We start from the raw sequence: 18,186 nt of genomic DNA, 5'->3' as shown, positions 1-18,186 counted from the left end.
GCGTCGTAGGCCTCGCGCGCCTGCAGCACCTCGCCAGGTGCGTGATCGCCCAGTCCTCCAACGCCTTGATGGCTCGAGGAGGGATCGACCGGCGGCTCGGTCGACGCGTGGCGTCGCGGTTCGTGCCCGGCTACCTCGTGGCCGCATTGACAGTGAGTATGTCAGACCCGTCTACTAGACATGCACTATCGAACAGGTGTTCGCATCTGTGGTGCGTGAGTGGAGGCGGGAATGGCAGAGCAGGACCTCGCGGTCGGGGAACGCGGGCGCGGCGATCGTGCCGAACGCGCCGAGCGGGTCCGGCGCGCCCTGGCGGAGGCGGAGACCGCGACCGGCCTACGACCCGTGGAGCACTTCGCTGTGGAGGTCGACGCGGAACCTCGCGCGGCGCGTCCGGCGGGCGAGCCCAGTGACGCAGCAGCCCTCCCCGAGGGCTGGCTGGGGATCCCGGAGGCGCTGCGACCGGCGCTGCCGGGGATCCGTCGAGGGTCGAGCGTCTCGGTGACCGGGTCCACCTCGCTGCTGCTGCACCTCGTGGCGCACCTCAGCGTGCAGGGGGCCTGGTGCGTGATGGTGGCACGCCCCGAGCTGGGACTGGCCGCCGCTGTGGACGCGGGAATCGATCCCGCACGCCTCGTGCTCATCCCCGATCCCGGTCCGCAGGCGCCCGACGTGCTCGGCGCGCTGGTGGACGGCTTCGACATCGTGGTACTCGGCCCGTGCCGGGCGCTGGAGGCCCGGGACCGGCGAGCACTCGGTGCCCGGATCCGGCATCGGGGCGCCATCCTGATCGCCACCACCTCCTGGGAGGGCGCCGATGTCCGCCTGCAGGCCCAGCAGCAACGCTGGGAGGGGCTGAAGCCGGGCGGGGGGCACCTGCGCGAGGAACGCATGGTCGTGGTCGGCAGCGGCCGAGGCATCGACATCCCCCGTACCTGCGAGGTCGTCATCGGCAGGGAGGGCACGGGCACCCGACTCATGGCGGCGCACGAGCGACCGGTCCCGGTGACCGCGCCGGCGGGTACCGCGCACGGCCTCGCCGAACGGAGGGCCGGCTGATGGGCGCCGTTCCCGCTCTTCGTGCCGAGGAGACTCCCAGGTCTCGATCCGGCGCGGAGCAGACCCCGCGGCTTGGCGTGCTGTGGGTACCGGACTGGCCCGTCGTGGCGGCGATGGCGCAGCAGCAGATCCCGGCCGACCTCCCCGTCGCCGTGCACGACGCCCGCGGCATCGTGGCGGCCTCCGCGCCGGCCCGTGCCCTCGGGGTGCGGCGCGGGATGCGGCGGCGCAGTGCTCAGCAACTGTGCCCCGAGCTGCTCCTCGTGCCCGCGGACCCGGGACGTGACGTGCGCACCTTCGAGGAGGTGGTGCAGGCGTGTGACGAGGTGGTCGCCGACCTCGAGGTGGTCCGTCCGGGCATGGTGCTGTTCGCCTCACCGGGCCCCTCGCGTTATGCCGGGGGAGATGAGGCACTCGGTTCGGGGTTGGTGGGTGCGGTGGCCGAGCAGGCGCGGGTGGAGTGTCAGGTGGGGGTCGCCGAGGGCTACCTCGCGGCGGTGCTCGCGGCCAGGGACGGCGTGGTGGTCCCTGCGGGACGGGCGCGTGAGTACCTCGCCGAGCGTGATGTGCGCAGCCTGCTGCACGCCGCCACCACCCGGGATTCCTCGGCCGCCTGGAGCGACCTCGTGGATCTGCTGCGCCGCCTCGGCCTCGTGCGACTGGGGGACGTCGCGGCGCTGCGCACCAGCGACGTCGCGGCGCGGTTCGGGGATCTCGGGGTGCGCGGCCAGCGGCTGGCCCGCGGGCTGGACGCCCGGCGTCCCTCGGTCCACCGGCCCGATCCCGACGTCGCCGTCACCAGCGACCTCGACCCCCCGGCCGCCCGTATCGATACCGCGGCCTTCGCCGCCAGGCGCCTGGCCGAGGATCTGCAGAGCACACTGCTGCGCCGCGGAGCGATCTGCGGCCGGCTCGAGGTGACTGCCCGCACCACCACCGGGGCGGAGCTCGTGCGCAGTTGGCGCATCGACGGTGCCCTGACCGCGCGGGAACTCACCGACCGGGTGCGGTGGCAGCTCGAGGGGTGGTTGGACGGTCGCAGCGGTCGGGCGCCGAGCGCGCCGCTGAGCCGTATCGAGATCGCGGCGCGGGAGATCACTGCGGCGGGCGCGGCCCAGGAGGGACTGTGGGGTAGGCAGGGGCGCGGGCAGGTGCAGGCGCAGCGCGCCGCCCTGCGAGTGCAGGGGCTGCTGGGTGCCGAGCGTGTGCTGGTCCCCGTGCCCGAGGGCGGGCGCACGCCCCGGGACCGGGTCCGCGTGGTCGCCTGGGGCGATGAGGCCGTGCCCCGGCGGCGGCTCGACGCGCCCTGGCCCGGGCGCATCCCGCCGCCGCTGCCCACGATCGTCCCCACCACGGCACCGGGATGCACCCTGATGACCGCAGGTGGCGCTCCGATCGGGGTGAACCCCGGCGGTGCGTTCGTGGCCGCGAGGCCCCCGTCCGCTCCTATCACCGGGGAGCCGGTCCCCGCGCTTCTGACCCCCGCCGAGGCGGTGGGGTGGCTCACCCCCTCGCCCTGGCGGGTGCGCGCGTGGGCCGGGCCCTGGCCCGTCAGTGAACGCTGGTGGAGCCAGGGGTCGCGGGGCGCGTGGCTCCAGGTGGAGGTGGAGCGGCACCAGGGCAGCGGCGTGGTCCTGCTGGTCCATCGCCAGGGCGCCTGGTGGGTGGAGGGCGTTCATGACTGACCACGTCCCCTACGCCGAACTGCACGCCCACACCGCGTTCAGTTTCCTCGACGGCGCGAACCAACCCGAGGACCTCGTGGCCCAGGCCGTGCACCTGGGGCTGGACGCCCTGGCGATCACCGACCATGACGGTCTGTACGGGGCGGTGCGGTTCGCGCAGGCGGCGCGCACCGCGGGTCTGCCCGCCGTGATCGGCGCGGAACTGAGCACGCACGAGCGCACCCCGATCACCGGTGTGCCGGATCCGGATGCCACCCACCTGGTGGCGCTGGCGCGCGGACCGGAGGGGTATGCCCGGCTCTCGCGTGCCATCGCGAGCGCGCACCTGGCCACGGGGCGCAAGGGAGCCCGGGACTACGCGGGAAACCTGCTCGACCCGCTCGGCCAGGTGGACCCGATAGTCCCGATGGACCCTGCGGGTCCGGTGGGTGGCAGCACGGGCGACCCCGTGGAGCATCTCGCCGATCTCGCCGGCGGGACCTGGCTGGTGCTGACCGGGTGCCGCAAAGGTGCGGTGCGCCGGGCCCTGGAGAACGGCGCACCGGACGATCCGCAGCGCTGGGACCTGGCCGCGGCTCGCAGCGAGCTGGAGCGACTGGTCTCCCTGTTCGGGCGGGAGAACGTGGCCGTGGAGATCACCGACCTGGCCCGCCCGGCCGATGCCGCCCGGTGCGATGCGCTGGTGGACCTGGCCCACGCCGTCGGGCTGCCCGCGGTGGCCACGGGCGCCGTGCACGCCGCGCGCCCGCGCGATGCCCGCCTGGCCGATGTGCTGGCCGCCGTCCGTGCCCGCTCCAGCCTGGAGGAGATCGACGGGTGGCTGCCACCCGCACCCGCGCACCTGCGCAGCGGCGCGGAGATGCTGCGCCGGCACCGTCGCCATCCCGAGGCGGTGGCGGCGGCGGCACGACTGGGGGCCGAGTGCGCGTTCGACCTGGCCCTGGTGGCGCCGAACCTGCCCCCGTACCCGGTGCCCGAGGGGCACACCGAGGCGAGTTGGCTGCGGGCCCTGACCATGCGGGGGGCGCGGGAGAAGTACGGGCCACCCGAGGCGCCGCGTCACCCCGATGCCTACGCGACGCTGGAACGCGAGCTCGACCTCATCACCCGGCTCGACTTCCCGGGGTATTTCCTCATCGTCGCCGAGATCGTCGGGTTCTGTCGCGACCGGGGGATCCTGTGCCAGGGGCGGGGGAGCGCCGCCAACTCCGCGGTCTGCTTCGCCCTGGGCATCACCGCGGTGGACGCGGTGCAGCACAAACTCCTGTTCGAGCGGTTCCTCTCCGACGGGCGCGCCGGACCACCCGACATCGACCTGGACATCGAGTCGCAGCGGCGCGAGGAGGCGATCCAGTTCGTGTACGAGCGCTACGGCCGCGAGTACGCCGCCCAGGTGGCGAACGTCATCTCCTACCGGCCTCGCTCCGCGGTGCGGGACGCCGCCCGCGCCTTCGGGTACGACACCGGGCAGCAGGACGCGTGGTCCAAGGGCCTGGAGCGGTGGGGCAGCCTGCGCGGCCCGGCACCCACCCGTCCCTGGTGGCAGCAGGGCGGGGAGAGCCCGCCGGGATCCCGCCCCGAGCGTGGTGTGGATAGTCACGATCCCGCGCCACCCCGCCACACCCCGCCCAGCGCACAGGACATCGGCGAGATCCCCGAGCACGTGCTGGATGCCGCGGAGCAGATGTTGCGGCTGCCCCGCCACCTGGGCATCCACTCCGGCGGGATGGTGATGTGCGACAAACCGGTGATCGAGGTGTGCCCGGTGGAGTGGGCCACGATGCCCGGCCGCACGGTGCTGCAGTGGGACAAGGAGGACTGCGCCGATGCCGGTCTGGTGAAGTTCGACCTGCTGGGCCTGGGGATGCTGACCGCGCTGCGCCTGGCCTTCCAGGAGGTCGCGCGCACCGAGGGGGAAGAACTCACCCTGCACGGCCTGCCGCAGGAGGACCCGGGCGTCTACGACCTGCTGTGCGCCGCGGACACCGTCGGGGTCTTCCAGGTGGAGTCCCGCGCCCAGATCGCCACCCTGCCGCGGCTGCGCCCGCAGTGCTTCTACGACATCGTCATCGAGGTGGCGCTGATCCGCCCCGGACCCATCCAGGGCGATGCCGTGCACCCGTTCATCAACCGCAAGAACGGCCGGGAGCCGGTGACCTACCTGCACCCGCTGCTGGAGCCCGCGCTCGCCAAGACCCTCGGCGTGCCGCTGTTCCAGGAGCAACTCATGCAGATCGCGATCGACGCCGCCGGGTTCTCCGCGTCCGAGGCCGACCAGCTCCGCCGCGCCATGGGGTCCAAGCGGTCCATCGAGCGGATGGAGGCGCTGCGCGGTCGACTGCTGGAGGGTCTGGCGCGCAACGGGATCCACGGCGAGGTGGCGGAGGCGATCTACGACAAGCTCAAGGCGTTCGCCGACTTCGGGTTCCCGGAGTCGCATGCCTTCTCCTTCGCCTACCTGGTCTACGCCTCCGCCTGGCTGAAGGTGCACCACCCGGAGGCGTTCTACGCCGGGCTGCTCGGCGCGCAACCCATGGGCTTCTACTCCCCGGCCTCCCTGGTCGCCGACGCCCGCCGCCACGGCATCACCGTGCGCCGCGCCCGGGTGGACGTCTCCGGCGTGCACGCGAGTGTGGAGCACGACGGCGCAGGGCACGACGGCGTCCGCGGGCTGCGGCCACGGCCGACCTTCGCCCGCGAGACCTGGCTGCAGGACCGGGGACGAGCGGCCACCTCATCCGGGGAGACCTCGCCGGAGCCGACCTGGGCCCAGGAGAATCGCGCCCTGGCGATCCGGCTCGGGCTGGCGCCGATCCGGGGGATCGGCACCGCGACGGCCGAGCGGATCGTCGCGGCCCGCGAGCAGCGTCCGTTCACCGATGCCGCGGACCTTGCACGTCGCGCCGGCCTGACCGCCCGCCACCTGGAGGCACTGGCCACGGCCGGAGCGCTGGAGTGCTTCGGGGGGAGTAGGCGGCAGGCCCTGTGGGGCGCGGGCACCCTGGGCGCGGAGTCGGGCCGGACCTTCCGCGGGGCGGGTGCCGCCTGGGTGCAGGACGTGTTGGTGGGCACGACCGTCGGGTCGCAGGCGCCCGCCCTGCCGGAGCTCAGCGCTGCCGAGACCGCGGTGGCGGATGTCTGGGCCAGCGGACTCTCACCCGACTACCACCCGGTCCACTTCGCCCGCCCCGCGCTGCGGGCGCAGGGGGTGCGGCCGGTCTCGAGCCTCGTGGCGGTCGCGGAGGGCAGCCGGATCGAGGTCGGCGGGGTCGTCACTCACCGCCAACGCCCGGGCACGGCGCAGGGGGTGACGTTCCTGTCACTGGAGGACGAGACCGGGATGCTCAACGTGATCTGCTCCGCCGGACTCTGGCTGCGGCACCGCCGCACCGCGATGCGCAGCCGGGGACTCGTGGTGCGCGGCATCATCGAGCGGGTCGACGGCGTGGTGAACCTCATGGCGGACTCGATGCGCACGCTCCCGCTCACCGTCGCGACGACGTCCCGCGATTTCCAGTAGCCGCCACTGTCGCGGCGAGTGTGTCCTTAGGCAACCCCCGTGCGTCGAGTGTGCTGTTGCGCCGGTCGACCTGCGTCGAGTGTGCTGTTACGCCGGATCTGCTTGGTCGGATCGTGCGCAACCCATCGTTCGGCGAGGTGGGGTGGCGAGGTGGGGTGGGGTGGCGAGGTGGGGTCAGGTGGCGCTGGGGTGTGGCGGCACGGGTGTGGCGCTAGGTGATGACCGGGTCCTTCGCGACGATCTCCTTGATCGTGGGAAGGTCCCCGGAGATCGGCGGATCGTTGCGGTGCAGCCGGTTGTACACCGCCCAGGTGACGGAGATGATCGGGATCGCCACGACGGCGCCGAGCAGCCCGCCCAGGAACGTCCCGGCCGTCACTCCGAGAGCCACGATGACGGGGTGCAGCGAGACCTGCCGCCCCATGATCAGCGGCTGCAGCACGTGTCCCTCGATCTGCCCGATGCCCGCGATCCCGATCGTCACGATCAGTGCAGCAACGAAGCCGTTGGCGGCGAGGGCCACCACGGCGGCGATGATCATGGCCGCCGGCGCACCCACGAGTGGGATGAACGCGCCGATGACGACGAGCACCGCCAGCGGCGCCGCCAGTGGCACCCCGACGATCGTCAGCAGGATGTAGGCCAGGATGCCGTCGATCAGCGCGATGATCACCGTGCCGCGGGCATAGCCGGCGAAGGTGTACCAGCCGGCGCCGGCGGCATCGTGAATGGTCAGCCGGGATCGGCTGGGGAGCTGGTTGAGGAACCAGATCCACATGCTGCGCCCGGAGAGCAGGAAGAAGATCGTCACGAAGATCGCCAGCGCGATCGTGGCGAACACCTCCGCCACGCTGCCGGCATTCGCAGCAACGGTGCCGGCGATGTCACCGCTGTGCTGCACGAGCCACTGCTGCCCGTCCTGAATCCACCCGGTGATGTCGTCGTTGGTGATGGTGAACGGCAACGGGCCGTTCTCCAGGAACTCGATGATCTCGTTCACGCCGCGGTTGAAGTCGCGCGTCAAACGGGTGGCCTGCTGGGAGACCGAGTACACGACGTAGGTGATCGTCCCCGCGAACACCGCGATCGCCAGGACGAGCGTGAGCACCGTGGCGAGCGCCCGCGGCATGATGCGGGACATCCAGGAGACCACCGGCTCCAGCACCGAGGCGAACACCAGCGCGATGAACACCGCCAGGAGCGGGATCGTGACCTGCAGGGCGCCGAAGACCACGATCCCCACCGCGATGACCACGACGATCAGTCGCCAGGAGTAGGAGGCGGCGCGGCGCAGCCAGTCGGGGGCGGAGGTGCGGAACGGGCCGGTCGCCGCGGTCACCTCGCGCGTCACGTCGGAGGAGGCGGCGTTCTGCAGTGCGCGGCGCCTGGCCGCGCGGCTACCGGGGTCGCCGGAGGAGACCCGTGCCTGCAGTGTGCGCCGGGACGCGCGCCCACTCGACTGCTTCGCGCGCCTGGAGCCGTCGGTGCTCACGTGGTCCGCCTTCCTGTCGCGTGCGGGTGGGGCAGGATCGAATCTAGTCGCCGAGCAGGGCGATAGCGCGCCGCCACGCGTGCGCACGAGCCCAGGCACGCTCCATCTGGGCGCGGCGGGAGTCCCGGTCGTGGGCGGGCGTCGACTCTGCCATCCACAGGGTCGTCTCCACCGCACGCACCAGACCCCACTGTGCGATCCGCTCCGGCGCCGCATGGGTGCATGCCCCGACGCGCCGCGCGCGCCGAGCCAGTTCCGCCCCCTGATCCGGCGCCGTGAAGGGGGCACCGACCTGCTCGATCAGTGGTGGCGGGTCGAATGCCGGGTCTCCGACCAGGGGCTTGGGGTCGATCGCGAACCACTGCACGCCGTTGGCGCCGTCGCCCGCAAGCATGTTCCCCGGGTTCGCGTCGCCGTGCAGCAGCACCGAGGGCACCAGGGGGACCGAGCCGCGGGATGGTGTCGTGGTCAGGGTCGAGACCAGACTCAGCATCTGGGTCACGAGCGAGTCGTCCACCTGTGCCCAGGTGTGGCGCGCTGCACGCTCGGTGACCAGGTCGCACCAGCCGCGGGAGACCTCCACGAGCGAACTGAAGCCGGGCGCCGGTGCGCCGCGGTCGTGCAACCGGGCGAGCAGGGACGCCCCGGCGTGCAGTGCCCGGTCATCGCCCCACTGCGGGGCCGAGAGCGGGGTGCCGGGGTGGATGGCCTGCATGAGCATCGCCCACTCCTGCGGCTCCACATCGATCAGGGTCGGAGCACCCGCATGGTGCCAGTGCAGCAGGGCCTCGGCCTCGTGCGCTGCCTCGGGGTGGGGGTAGGAGACCTTCACCACGTACGGCCAGCGCTGCTCGCCACGGGCCCGCGCCAACGCCGTCCAGGCAACGCTTCCCGCCTCGAACGGTGGTCCGAGCTCGAGATCCCAGCGCGCTGCTGCCCGCGCCACCAGGTGAGGGAGCCGGGAGAGCCAGGCTGCGCCGTCAGGCACGGTGCGCAGGTGCTCCAGCACTGAGGGGACGATCACCTCCGACGGCGTCACAGGTCAGCCGCCGCCGACGTAGTCGTGCTGGCGCCACAGCTCGTACACCGCCAGGGTCGCGGCATTGGCGAGATTGAGCGAGCGCAGGCCGGGCCGCATCGGGATCCGCACCCTCGCGGTGATGCGCGGATCGGTGAGCACCTCCTCGGGCAAGCCTGTCGGTTCCGGGCCGAACAGCAGCACGTCCCCAACCGCGTAGTCCACGCGCGCCATCGTGGTCTCGGCCTGAGCGGTGAAGGCCCAGACCCGTCCCGGGGAGGTGGCCTCCAGGGCGCTGTCCAGGTTCGGATGCACTCGCACGTGGGCGAGGTCGTGGTAGTCCAACCCGGCCCGGCGAAGTTTGGCCTCGGACATGTCGAACCCGAGGGGCTCCACCAGGTGGAGCATCGCCCCGGTGAGTGCTGCGAGCCGGATCGCGGCCCCGGAGTTGCCCGGGATGCAGGGCGCGTAGAAGACGATGTGAGCGAGAGGGTGCTGCGCCGGGGCGGGCACGGGGTCGGTTGTCATCGCGTGAGCACGGCAGCGGTCACGAGAAGATCACCGTGCCGTACTTCACCAGGATGGCCATCGCGATCGCGGCGATCAGCACACCGGGGACCACCACGTCCAGGCCGAGTCGCACCGCCTTGAGCGCGCTCTTCTGGGCCCGGCGGGGCAGGTGGAGGTTGTCCTGCGCGATGTTGATGTGCAGCATCGTGAAGAACGTCACCGTGGTGAACACGGTGATCGTCAGGCACCACGGGCACAGCGCGCCGATGTCGGTGTAGGACTGGTAGAAGAGCCAGTACGCGAAGATCAGCCCCAGCAGGTACCCGATCTGCGCGGACAGCATGAACCAGCGGGGGAAGCGCACCCCGGAGAACCCGGCGACGGCGATGGTCAGCACCACCGGCTCGGTCGCCAGCCCGATGAACGCGTTCGGGAACCCGAACACCTGCGCCTGCCAGGACTGCGCGACGGCTCCGCAGGAGACAGCCGCGTTGAGGTCGCAGCCGAGCACCGTATCCGGGTTCAGCGCGAGCAGGTAGGCGTCGATCGAGAGCACCGCGCTGGCGAGGATGCACGCGATCGCGGAGATCCCCATGAGGGCGTACAGGAGCCGGCCGGAGTGTCGCCAGCCGTCCAGTCCGCGCTCCTCCTCGGCGGGGCCGGCCGGGTCCAGGTCGGCGAAGTCGGTGCTCGTCACCCCTCAAGGATGCCGCATCCTCGCCCTCGGTTCACCAGCCCGCTGCCCCGCCCGCCGGCGGGCGATGGCATGATCGCGCCATGAGCAGCGCCGCCACCCGCCTCGTGACCGTACCCACCGACGCCGGTGAGATCCCCGTGGAGGTGTTCCTCCCGGAGCGGGGCGAGGGGCCGGGAATCGTGCTTGTGCAGGAGATCTTCGGAGTCACCGGGTACATCCGGGACCGGGCCTGCGACTTTGCCCAGCAGGGCTACGCCGTCGCCGTCCCGCAGTTGTACTGGCGTCTCGGGCTGGTGGCCACTCCCGAGGACGGCGACCTCGAGCAGGTGCTCTCGGCCGGTATGGCCGCCTCGACCGGTCTCGGCCTGGACGCAGCCGTGCGGGATACGACGGCGGTGCTCGCGTGGGCCCGCGACGCGGCAGCGCTGGAGGGCCGGCCCATGCTGCTGGGGTTCTGTTTCGGGGGCGGGGTCGCCTTCCGGGTGGCCGCCGAGAACCCCGACCTCGTGCATGCCCTGGTGAGCTACTACGGTTCCTCCATCCCCGCCCACCTGGACCTCGCTGATCGGGTCACGATGCCGAGCCTGCATCACTTCGGCGAGGCGGATTCCTTCATCGACCTCGCGACCCAGGCTCGGGTGCGGGCCGCCGTGGTGCATCCCGGCGTGGACTGGTACACCTACCCGGGAGCCAATCACGCCTTCGACAACCCGAACCCGGCCTTCCACCACGCCGAGGCCTCGGCGCTCGCGTGGGAACGGACGTTGGCCTTCCTGGCGCTCCACGCGGGTGAGCAGCCCGCGGGAGTCGAGACCGAGGAGCGAGTGTGATGCGAACCCTCACCCCAACAGTGGCACGGGCGCTGGGGATGCTGACCCTCCCCGTCGCGCTCCTGATGACCGGCCCGGCTGCCGTTGCCTCCACGGCCACGAGCGAGGCAACGGATTCTGTGACCCCGACGCCGGCCGGCGAGAGTCAGGTGATGTTCGAGGTCACCCCCGACTCGGTGGCACCCGGCGGCCAGGTCGCCGTCACCGGGGCGTGCCTCGGGTTCGAGGGTCCGGGCGACGTGGTCGAACCCCAGGTCCTCCCACGCACGCTGGAGTCCGGCCCCGCCCTGGTGAGCGAGCGGTGGGAGGTCGACGACGAGGGGAGCTTCTCCGGTTCCCTGACCATCCCCGAGGCGGCGCTCGAGGGGGACTACGTGGTGCAGGTCCCCTGCTGGCGCGATGGTGAGTCGGTCCCCTCCATGGTGTTCTGGGAGGAGGAGCTACGGGTGGTGACCTCCGACGCCCCGCAGCCCACCGTGCCCGTGGACCAGGGTCCGCAGATCACCGTCGCCGATGCCGTCGTGACTCCCGGGTCGCTGTTGGACGTCGAGGGATGGTGTGCCTGGAACGGTGTCGCCCTGCGCAACGCCCTCGTGTCCCTCGAGGAGGATGGGCAATCCAGGGCCTCGATCGAGGTGGAGGTGTCCACCGGGGCGAGGTTCAGCGGGTCACTCCCGGTGCCCCACGACGTCACGCCGGGTCAGTACGAGGTGACGCTGCTGTGTCGCGGTACTGACATGGTGCTGCCCGTCGTGAGCACCGCGGTGACGGTTCCCGAGGGCCCCGAATCACCGGCGTCCTCCCCGCCGGAATCGCCCTCGGTCAGCGAGTCCGCGCCCGACCCCGACCCCGACCCCGCGCCCGACGCGTCGGTGTCGGGCGGGCCTTCGGATGCGGAACGCAGCGATGCGCAGGAACTCGCGGAGACAGGGAACGGGTCGCTGGGGCTGCTGGCAGCCGCCGGTGGTGTGCTGCTGATCGGCGGAGCGACGGTGCTTCTGGCCCGGCGTCATGCCGATTAGGGAGTGAGCGGGTGGCGTGCTAGTGTCTTCCCCGCTGCCTGGGGCGGGTTACCGCGCCTCACGGGAGCAGCACACCCCGTCCGGGTGGCGGAATTGGCAGACGCGCTAGCTTGAGGTGCTAGTGCCCGTATTAGGGCGTGGGGGTTCAAGTCCCCCCTCGGACACCATGGTGATGTCTCAGGACATCGTGAACGGCTGAACCCCCAGTGATGGGGGTTCAGCCGTTTCTTCGTTGGTGGCCCTTGGCGGGCTCGAGGGTGCAGGTCGCGAGGGTCTGGCCGACGGGGCGCCACATCGGGTGAGGCAGGATGGAGGCATGCCGACTCGTCTCGATGGTGCCGCCAGCCTGGACCCCAGCAATCCGTTCGCTGAGCCCTCGCCCCTCCCGTACGGGCTCCCGCCGCTGGATGTCATCCGGATCGAGCACATCGCCCCGGCGTTCCACGCCGGGATCGCCCAGCAACGCGCCGAGTGGGAGGCGGTGGCAACCGATACCTCGCCGGCGAGCGTGGCGAACGTGCTCGAGCCGCTCGAGCGCTCCGGGGCTCTGCTGCAGCGCGTCGCGGCCACGCTCTTCGTCTACGCCTCCTCGGTGGGTGGCAGCGAGATCGATGCCCTCGCCGAGGAACTCAGCCCGCTGTATGAGGCGCACTACGACGCGTTCCGCCTCGATGACCGCCTGTTCGCCCGATACCAGGAGCTCGAGCGGAACCTGGCCACGCAGGAGTCGAGCGAGGAGACCAGGTGGCTCCTGCAGGTGCTGAAGCGCCGCGCGACCCTCGCGGGCGTGGACCTCGACACCGAGGCCCAGGCTCGACTGCGCGAGATCAATGCACGCATGTCCACCCTGCGTGCCCGCTTCGGACAGCGCGAGGTCGCGGCCATGCAGGCGGCGGCCGTCGAGGTGACCGAGGAGTCCGAGCTCGAGGGGCTCGCGGCGGGCGATCGTGCCGCGTTCGCTCGCTCGGCGCAGGACCGGGGGAGCGCCGCGCCCTACCTCATCACGATGATCCTGCCCACGAGTCAGCCGGTGCTGACCGATGCGCGCAGCCGGGCGTTGCGCCGCCGGGTCCAGGACGCCTCCACCAGCCGCGGCAGCGGCGTGGACGCGGACTCCGACACCCGCGAGACCCTGCTGGAACTCGTGCGGCTGCGAGCCGAACGCGCCCGACTGCTGGGCTACCCGCATCATGCGGCGAGCGTCGCGGCGCGCGGGACCGCCGCTACCTCCGAGGCGGTGATGGGCATGCTGGAGCGACTGATCACCCCCGCCGTGCGCAACGCACGCGCGGAGGCGAAGGAGTTGGCCGCGCTCGCCGAGCGGGACGATCCGGGCGCACCGTTCGAGGCGGGGGACTGGCCGTTCTACGCCGATCAGGTCCGCCGCGAGCGGTTCCAGGTGGATCGCGCGGCGCTTCGCCCCTACCTCGAACTCGACCAGGTGCTGACCGAGGGCGTCTTCCGCACCGCGACCGAGCTCCTCGGGATCACCTTCACCGAGCGGTTCGACCTGCCCACCTACGCGGACGGCATGCGGGTATGGGAGGTCCACGACGCCGACGGCACCGGCCTCGGACTCTTCCTCGGCGACTACTACGCCCGCGCCGGGAAGCGCGGCGGGGCATGGATGACGAGCTTCGTGGACCAGTCTCGCCTGCTCGGCACCCGGCCGGTGGTGACCAATACGCTCAACATCCCGCGGCCGCCCGAGGGGCAGCCCACCCTGTTGACCTGGGACGAGGTGAACACGCTCTTCCACGAGTTCGGCCACGCCCTGCACGGCCTGCTCTCGGATGTGACCTACCCCTCGCTCTCCGGGACCGCCGTGCCGCGCGACTTCGTCGAGTTCCCCTCCCAGGTCAACGAGATGTGGCAGACCCACCCGACGGTGCTCGCCCGCTACGCGCGCCACCACGAGACCGGGGAGTCGCTCGACCCCGAGGTTGCGGAGCGCCTGCGCGAGTCCGCGCAGTACGGCGAGGGCTTCGCGACGGCGGAGTACCTGGGTGCCGCGTTACTGGACCAGGCGTGGCACAGCCTCGCCCCACAGGACGTGCCCACCGACATCGAGCAGGTCGTGCCGTTCGAGGAGGCGGCCCTCGCGGCCGCCGGCGCCGCCTTCGACCTGGTCCCGCCCCGCTACCGCACTACCTACTTCAATCACATCTTCGCCGGCGACTACGACGCCGGCTACTACTCCTACATCTGGTCGGAGGTGCTCGACGCGGACACCCAGTCCTGGTTCGAGCAGGGGGAGAACGACGGCCTGGACCCGCAGCGTGGCCGCCGGTACCGCGAGGCGCTCCTGTCCCGCGGGCACTCCGGGGACCCGATGGGCTTCTTCCGCGACCTGACGGGCCGCGACCCCGACATCACACCGTTGCTGAACCGAAGGGGACTGGCATGACCGAGCCCACCGACCCGACCACGTCGCCGCACCCGGACCCGCAGCACGAGGCCGTGCGCATCTGCCGCGAGCTCATCCGCATCGACTCCTCCAACTACGGCGACGGGTCGGGACCCGGGGAGCGCGCCGCGGCGGAGTACGTCATGTCCGAACTCACCGAGGTCGGGTACGACCCGGTGCTGCTGGAGAGCGCACCCGGCCGCGCCAACGTGTTCCTGCGGATCGAGGGCACGGATCCGGGACGCGGCGCGCTCGTGCTGCACGGCCACACCGATGTGGTGCCCGCCGAGGCGAGCGACTGGAAGATGGACCCGTTCGGCGGGGACGAGATGGACGGCCTGATCTGGGGCCGTGGCGCCGTGGACATGAAGGACATGGACGCGATGATGCTCGCCGTGCTGCGGGACATGGCGCGCACGGGGCGCAAGCCCCCGCGTGATCTCGTGGTCGCCTTCTTCGCCGACGAGGAGGCCGGTGGACGCTTCGGCTCGCACTGGGCCGTGGACCACCACCCGGAGTTCTTCGAGGGTGCCACCGAGGCCGTCTCCGAGGTCGGGGGGTTCTCGGTCGAGGTCGGCGGGCAGCGGGCGTACCTGCTCCAGACCGCGGAGAAGGGCATCGCCTGGACCAAGCTGATCGCCGACGGCGTGGCGCAGCACGGATCCCAGGTCAGCGTCGACAACGCGGTGGCTCGATTGGCGGGAGCGATCGCGCGGATCGGCGCACACCGCTGGCCGCGGTCCATCACCCCGACCGTGCATCAGCTCCTGCAGGGGGTCGCCGACCTCACCGGCACCGCCTGGGACCCCACGGACCCGCAGGGCACCGACCGGCTCGTCGCGGCGCTGGGGAGCGCCGCGAAGTTCGTGGGCGCCACCCTGTCCACCACCGCCAACCCGACACAGCTGGACGCCGGCTACAAGGCCAACGTGGTCCCCGGCCAGGCCAGCGGCGTGATCGACGTGCGCTACCTGCCCGGCGGCAAGGACGCGACCATGGCGACCCTTAGGGAGCTGGCGGGCGAGGGCATCACCTTCGAGAGCGTGAGCGAGGACATCGCGCTGGAGGCGCCGTTCGGCACGGACCTCACCGACGCCATGACCGCGGCCATCCGCGCGGAGGACCCTGAGGCAGCCGTGCTGCCGTACATGCTCTCGGGCGGCACCGACAACAAGGCCCTGAAGGGGCTGGGGATCGAGGGCTACGGCTTCGCTCCACTGCGCCTGCCGGCGGACCTCGACTTCGCCGGGATGTTCCACGGCGTGGACGAGCGGGTGCCGGTCGACTCGGTGCATTTCGGCGTTCGCGTGCTGGATCGGTTGCTGCGCACCATGTGAGAGTCCTCGAGGTCGGCAGGCCCAGGGTCAGAGCGTGGCGGCCACCCGAAGGACCCGACGGCGCAACCATACCTTGCGCTGCCCACCCAGGTAGTGGACCGTGCGCGCGAGCTCCCAGCGACCGTACTCCGCCTCGTCGGTGAGCAGGCGGCGCACATCGCCCCGACTGGCACTGCGGGGGAGGGTGACGACGCGGAACTCGTAGGTACGTCGGGCGGCGCTGCCCGAGGCGATCGCATTCGAGACCCCGTGGTCCTGCGCCTGACGCGCCGCGTCGGTCATCCGTGCTCCTCCCGATGAAGCCCCAGCGTGATGCGGTGCCATTGTGCCCCAGGTCGCGCTACCGTTCAGGTATGGCCACTGACCCGCGCGCTGCCCTTGACCGCCTCGTGGCGGCCTTCGAGTCCCACCTCGAGGCCGCGCGCACGACTCGCGACCCCGATTCGGACGCCGTGGAGCGGGCTGCGAACCTGCTTGCCGACGCCTTCGACGTCTACGACGATGCGCTGTTCACGGCCTACCAGGTCGACACGCCCTTCGACGTGTACGACGACGAGGACGAGGACGACCTCGAGGACGATGAGGACGATGAGGACTACGACGACCTCGACGACGACCTCGAGGAACTCGATCTCGACGACGAGGAATGACGGCGAGGGCTGACGTCCCCGAGGAGGGAGTGCGACCTTCAGCGACGTTCGGGGTAGCCCAGCGCTGGCTGCGTGACCTCGTCCAGCACGTCGCGGATCTGCTGGGGGAGGACCAGGTCCAGCGCCTCCAGCGCCTGCGCCAGTTGTCCTGGGGCCCGCGGTCCGATCAGCACGCTGGTGATGCCCGGAGCCTGCCGCGCCCACGCGAGCGCCACCTGCGCGGGCGTGCATCCCAGCCCGTCGGCCGCCGTCGCCACCGCCTCGACGACGCGTGCGGCATCGTCGGTCAGGTAGGGCTCCACGAACGCCCGCAGGTGCGGTGAGGCCGCCCGGGAGTCCGCGGGCCGCACCCGGCGATACTTCCCGGTCAGCACGCCTCGACCGAGTCCGGACCACCCGATCACGCCGAGGCCGAGGCCCTGCGCCGCCGGGATGACCTCGCGCTCAGCGCCGCGCTGCAGGAGGGAGTACTCCACCTGCGCAGCGGCCAGTGGTACTCCGGCCTGGCGCGCCAGGACCGCCCGTTGCGCCGTCTCCCAGCCCGCATGGTTGGCGAGCCCGACGTACCGGGTGCGACCGCTGCGCACGGCGTCGCACAGCGCGCTGACGGTCTCCTCCGCCGGGGTGACGCCGTCAGGGGCCTGCACCAGCCACAGGTCCAGGTGGTCGGTGCGCAACCGGGCGAGTGTGGCGTCCAGGTCGTCGAGCAGCGCGCCCCGGGCCGCGCTGATCGAGATCCCCTCGGCGCCGTGACGTACCCCGGACTTCCCGCACAGGACCACCTCACGACGGCTGATCTCGCCGGAGAGCAGGTCGCCGACTACCTCCTCGGCTGCCCCCGACCCGTCACTGGAGGCCGTGTCGAGCAGGGATCCTCCGGCGTCCAGGAACAGCCGCATCAGGTCGGCTGCCTCATGGCGGTCGGTATCCCGCCCCCAGGTCATCGTCCCGAGACCCACGGGTGACACGCTCAGTCCGCTGGATCCGGATCGTCGTGGCTGCATCCGGTCAGCGTACGTGCCCCACGCCACGTAGTCTGGCTCCGTGAATTGGTGGGAAGCCGTGATCCTCGGCCTCGTCCAGGGCCTGACCGAGTTCCTCCCCGTCTCCTCCAGCGCGCACCTGCGGATCGTGGGTGCCCTGATGCTGGACGGCCAGGATGTGGGAGCGACCTTCACAGCCGTGACCCAGATCGGGACGGAGGCAGCCGTCCTGATCTACTTCCGGCACACCATCGTTCAGGTGATCCGGCGCTGGTGGGCAACCCTTCCGCTGCTGCGGGAGGGCGGTCGGTGGCGCAACCCGCTGCGCCTGGCGGACCCGGACGCACGGATGGGGTGGCTGATCATCGTCGGCTCGATCCCGATCGCCCTGCTCGGCGTGCTCTTCGAGGACCAGATCGAGTCCACACTGCGCGACCTGCGGTTCACGGCCTTCACCCTCGCCTTCTTCGCCCTGTTGCTCTGGGCCGCCGATCGGTTCGGGCGCCGCACCAAGGAACTGGACAAGCTCAACGGGCGCGACGGCATCCTGTACGGGTTCGCCCAGGCGATGGCGCTCATTCCAGGCGTCTCCCGCTCCGGCGGCACGATCACGGCCGGACTCGCCATGGGCTACACCCGCGAGGCCGCCGCCCGCTACTCCTTCCTGCTCGCCGTGCCCGCGGTCCTCGCCTCGGGCTTCTACCAACTCGCGAAGGCGATCGGTGGTCACCAGGACACGGCCCTGGAGGTGAGCGCGGGCGCGACCGCCATCGCGACCCTCGTCGCCTTCGTGGTCGGCTTCACCGTGATCGTGTGGTTCCTGCGGTACATCACCACCCGCACCTTCCTGCCGTTCGTGATCTATCGCATCGTGGTGGCCGCGGGGATCCTGGTCCTCATCGGGACCGGCACGATCAGCCCGACGGCGTAGCACCGCGGGTTCGACAACTCTCCCGATCGCGTGGGTAGGCTCCTG

General features: G+C 71.6%; 15 protein-coding genes and 1 tRNA gene. 10 read left to right on the top strand and 6 right to left on the bottom strand.

From position 1 onward, the window contains the following. Nucleotides 1-231 precede the first annotated feature (231 nt). Genes ATL40_RS06710 through ATL40_RS06700 form a run of 3 tightly spaced genes read left to right on the top strand, consistent with a single transcriptional unit; the run spans nucleotide 232 to nucleotide 6,264 of the window. Entirely contained in the window at nucleotides 232-1,059 is an 828-nt protein-coding gene (locus tag ATL40_RS06710) for a hypothetical protein (protein ID WP_098468861.1), read from the top strand. Further along, complete coding sequence (locus ATL40_RS06705) at nucleotides 1,059-2,744, top strand: DNA polymerase Y family protein (RefSeq protein WP_098468860.1); 1,686 nt, start codon at nucleotides 1,059-1,061, stop codon at nucleotides 2,742-2,744. The genes ATL40_RS06710 and ATL40_RS06705 overlap by 1 nt, the downstream gene beginning before the upstream one ends. Continuing rightward, nucleotides 2,737-6,264 (top strand): error-prone DNA polymerase, encoded by a 3,528-nt coding sequence (locus ATL40_RS06700; protein WP_098468859.1) that lies wholly within the window; start codon nucleotides 2,737-2,739, stop codon nucleotides 6,262-6,264. The genes ATL40_RS06705 and ATL40_RS06700 overlap by 8 nt, the downstream gene beginning before the upstream one ends. Before the next feature lie 211 nt (nucleotides 6,265-6,475). Here the strand turns inward: ATL40_RS06700 and ATL40_RS06695 are convergent, their stop codons facing one another. Genes ATL40_RS06695 through ATL40_RS06680 form a run of 4 tightly spaced genes read right to left on the bottom strand, consistent with a single transcriptional unit; the run spans nucleotide 6,476 to nucleotide 9,981 of the window. Next, on the bottom strand, nucleotides 6,476-7,756 hold the full coding sequence (locus ATL40_RS06695; protein WP_245866855.1) for an AI-2E family transporter: 1,281 nt from the start codon (nucleotides 7,754-7,756) through the stop codon (nucleotides 6,476-6,478). Nucleotides 7,757-7,799: 43 nt separating this feature from the next. Beyond that, nucleotides 7,800-8,780 (bottom strand): aminoglycoside phosphotransferase family protein, encoded by a 981-nt coding sequence (locus tag ATL40_RS15385; RefSeq protein ID WP_245866853.1) that lies wholly within the window; start codon nucleotides 8,778-8,780, stop codon nucleotides 7,800-7,802. Between the two features lie 18 nt (nucleotides 8,781-8,798). Beyond that, nucleotides 8,799-9,302, bottom strand: a complete 504-nt coding sequence (locus ATL40_RS06685; RefSeq protein ID WP_098468856.1) for a tRNA (cytidine(34)-2'-O)-methyltransferase — start codon at nucleotides 9,300-9,302, stop codon at nucleotides 8,799-8,801. Between the two features lie 19 nt (nucleotides 9,303-9,321). Then, nucleotides 9,322-9,981: a vitamin K epoxide reductase family protein gene (locus ATL40_RS06680; RefSeq protein WP_245866851.1), complete on the bottom strand. Its 660-nt coding sequence runs from the start codon at nucleotides 9,979-9,981 to the stop codon at nucleotides 9,322-9,324. Between the two features lie 80 nt (nucleotides 9,982-10,061). Here ATL40_RS06680 and ATL40_RS06675 point away from each other — a divergent pair, with 80 nt between their 5' ends. From ATL40_RS06675 to ATL40_RS06655, 5 genes are all read left to right on the top strand, one after another. Continuing rightward, nucleotides 10,062-10,811, top strand: a complete 750-nt coding sequence (locus ATL40_RS06675) for a dienelactone hydrolase family protein (protein WP_098468855.1) — start codon at nucleotides 10,062-10,064, stop codon at nucleotides 10,809-10,811. Then, nucleotides 10,811-11,833, top strand: coding sequence for a hypothetical protein (locus ATL40_RS06670; RefSeq protein ID WP_143556881.1), 1,023 nt, complete (start codon nucleotides 10,811-10,813; stop codon nucleotides 11,831-11,833). Before ATL40_RS06675 ends, ATL40_RS06670 begins: the two co-directional genes overlap by 1 nt. 78 nt (nucleotides 11,834-11,911) lie before the next feature. Continuing rightward, nucleotides 11,912-12,000: transfer RNA gene (locus tag ATL40_RS06665), tRNA-Leu, on the top strand. A 149-nt stretch (nucleotides 12,001-12,149) separates the two neighbouring features. Further along, nucleotides 12,150-14,240, top strand: coding sequence for a M3 family metallopeptidase (locus ATL40_RS06660; protein ID WP_098468853.1), 2,091 nt, complete (start codon nucleotides 12,150-12,152; stop codon nucleotides 14,238-14,240). After that, nucleotides 14,237-15,577, top strand: a complete 1,341-nt coding sequence (locus ATL40_RS06655; protein ID WP_098468852.1) for a M20/M25/M40 family metallo-hydrolase — start codon at nucleotides 14,237-14,239, stop codon at nucleotides 15,575-15,577. Before ATL40_RS06660 ends, ATL40_RS06655 begins: the two co-directional genes overlap by 4 nt. Nucleotides 15,578-15,604: 27 nt before the next feature. Here ATL40_RS06655 and ATL40_RS06650 read toward each other — a convergent pair whose 3' ends face one another. Continuing rightward, nucleotides 15,605-15,859, bottom strand: a complete 255-nt coding sequence (locus ATL40_RS06650; RefSeq protein WP_245866849.1) for a DUF5703 family protein — start codon at nucleotides 15,857-15,859, stop codon at nucleotides 15,605-15,607. Between the two features lie 71 nt (nucleotides 15,860-15,930). On the opposite strand from ATL40_RS06650, the gene ATL40_RS06645 reads away from it, so the two are divergent. Continuing rightward, the gene (locus tag ATL40_RS06645) at nucleotides 15,931-16,227 is read left to right on the top strand and encodes a DNA primase (RefSeq protein ID WP_098468851.1); all 297 of its coding nucleotides are present in this window, start codon (nucleotides 15,931-15,933) and stop codon (nucleotides 16,225-16,227) included. 38 nt (nucleotides 16,228-16,265) lie between these two features. On the opposite strand, the gene ATL40_RS06640 is transcribed toward ATL40_RS06645, so the two are convergent. Then, a complete protein-coding gene (locus ATL40_RS06640; protein WP_098470341.1) occupies nucleotides 16,266-17,231 on the bottom strand; it encodes an aldo/keto reductase in 966 nt (321 codons plus the stop codon). Nucleotides 17,232-17,271: 40 nt separating this feature from the next. Here ATL40_RS06640 and ATL40_RS06635 point away from each other — a divergent pair, with 40 nt between their 5' ends. Next, nucleotides 17,272-18,141, top strand: coding sequence for an undecaprenyl-diphosphate phosphatase (locus tag ATL40_RS06635; RefSeq protein ID WP_098468850.1), 870 nt, complete (start codon nucleotides 17,272-17,274; stop codon nucleotides 18,139-18,141). Nucleotides 18,142-18,186: the final 45 nt, after the last annotated feature.

The sequence above is a fragment of the Serinibacter salmoneus genome, from assembly GCF_002563925.1.
GTDB lineage: Bacteria > Actinomycetota > Actinomycetes > Actinomycetales > Beutenbergiaceae > Serinibacter > Serinibacter salmoneus.
The sequence above is the reverse complement of the archived record's forward strand: the minus strand, read 5'-3'. Positions and strand labels throughout refer to the sequence as shown.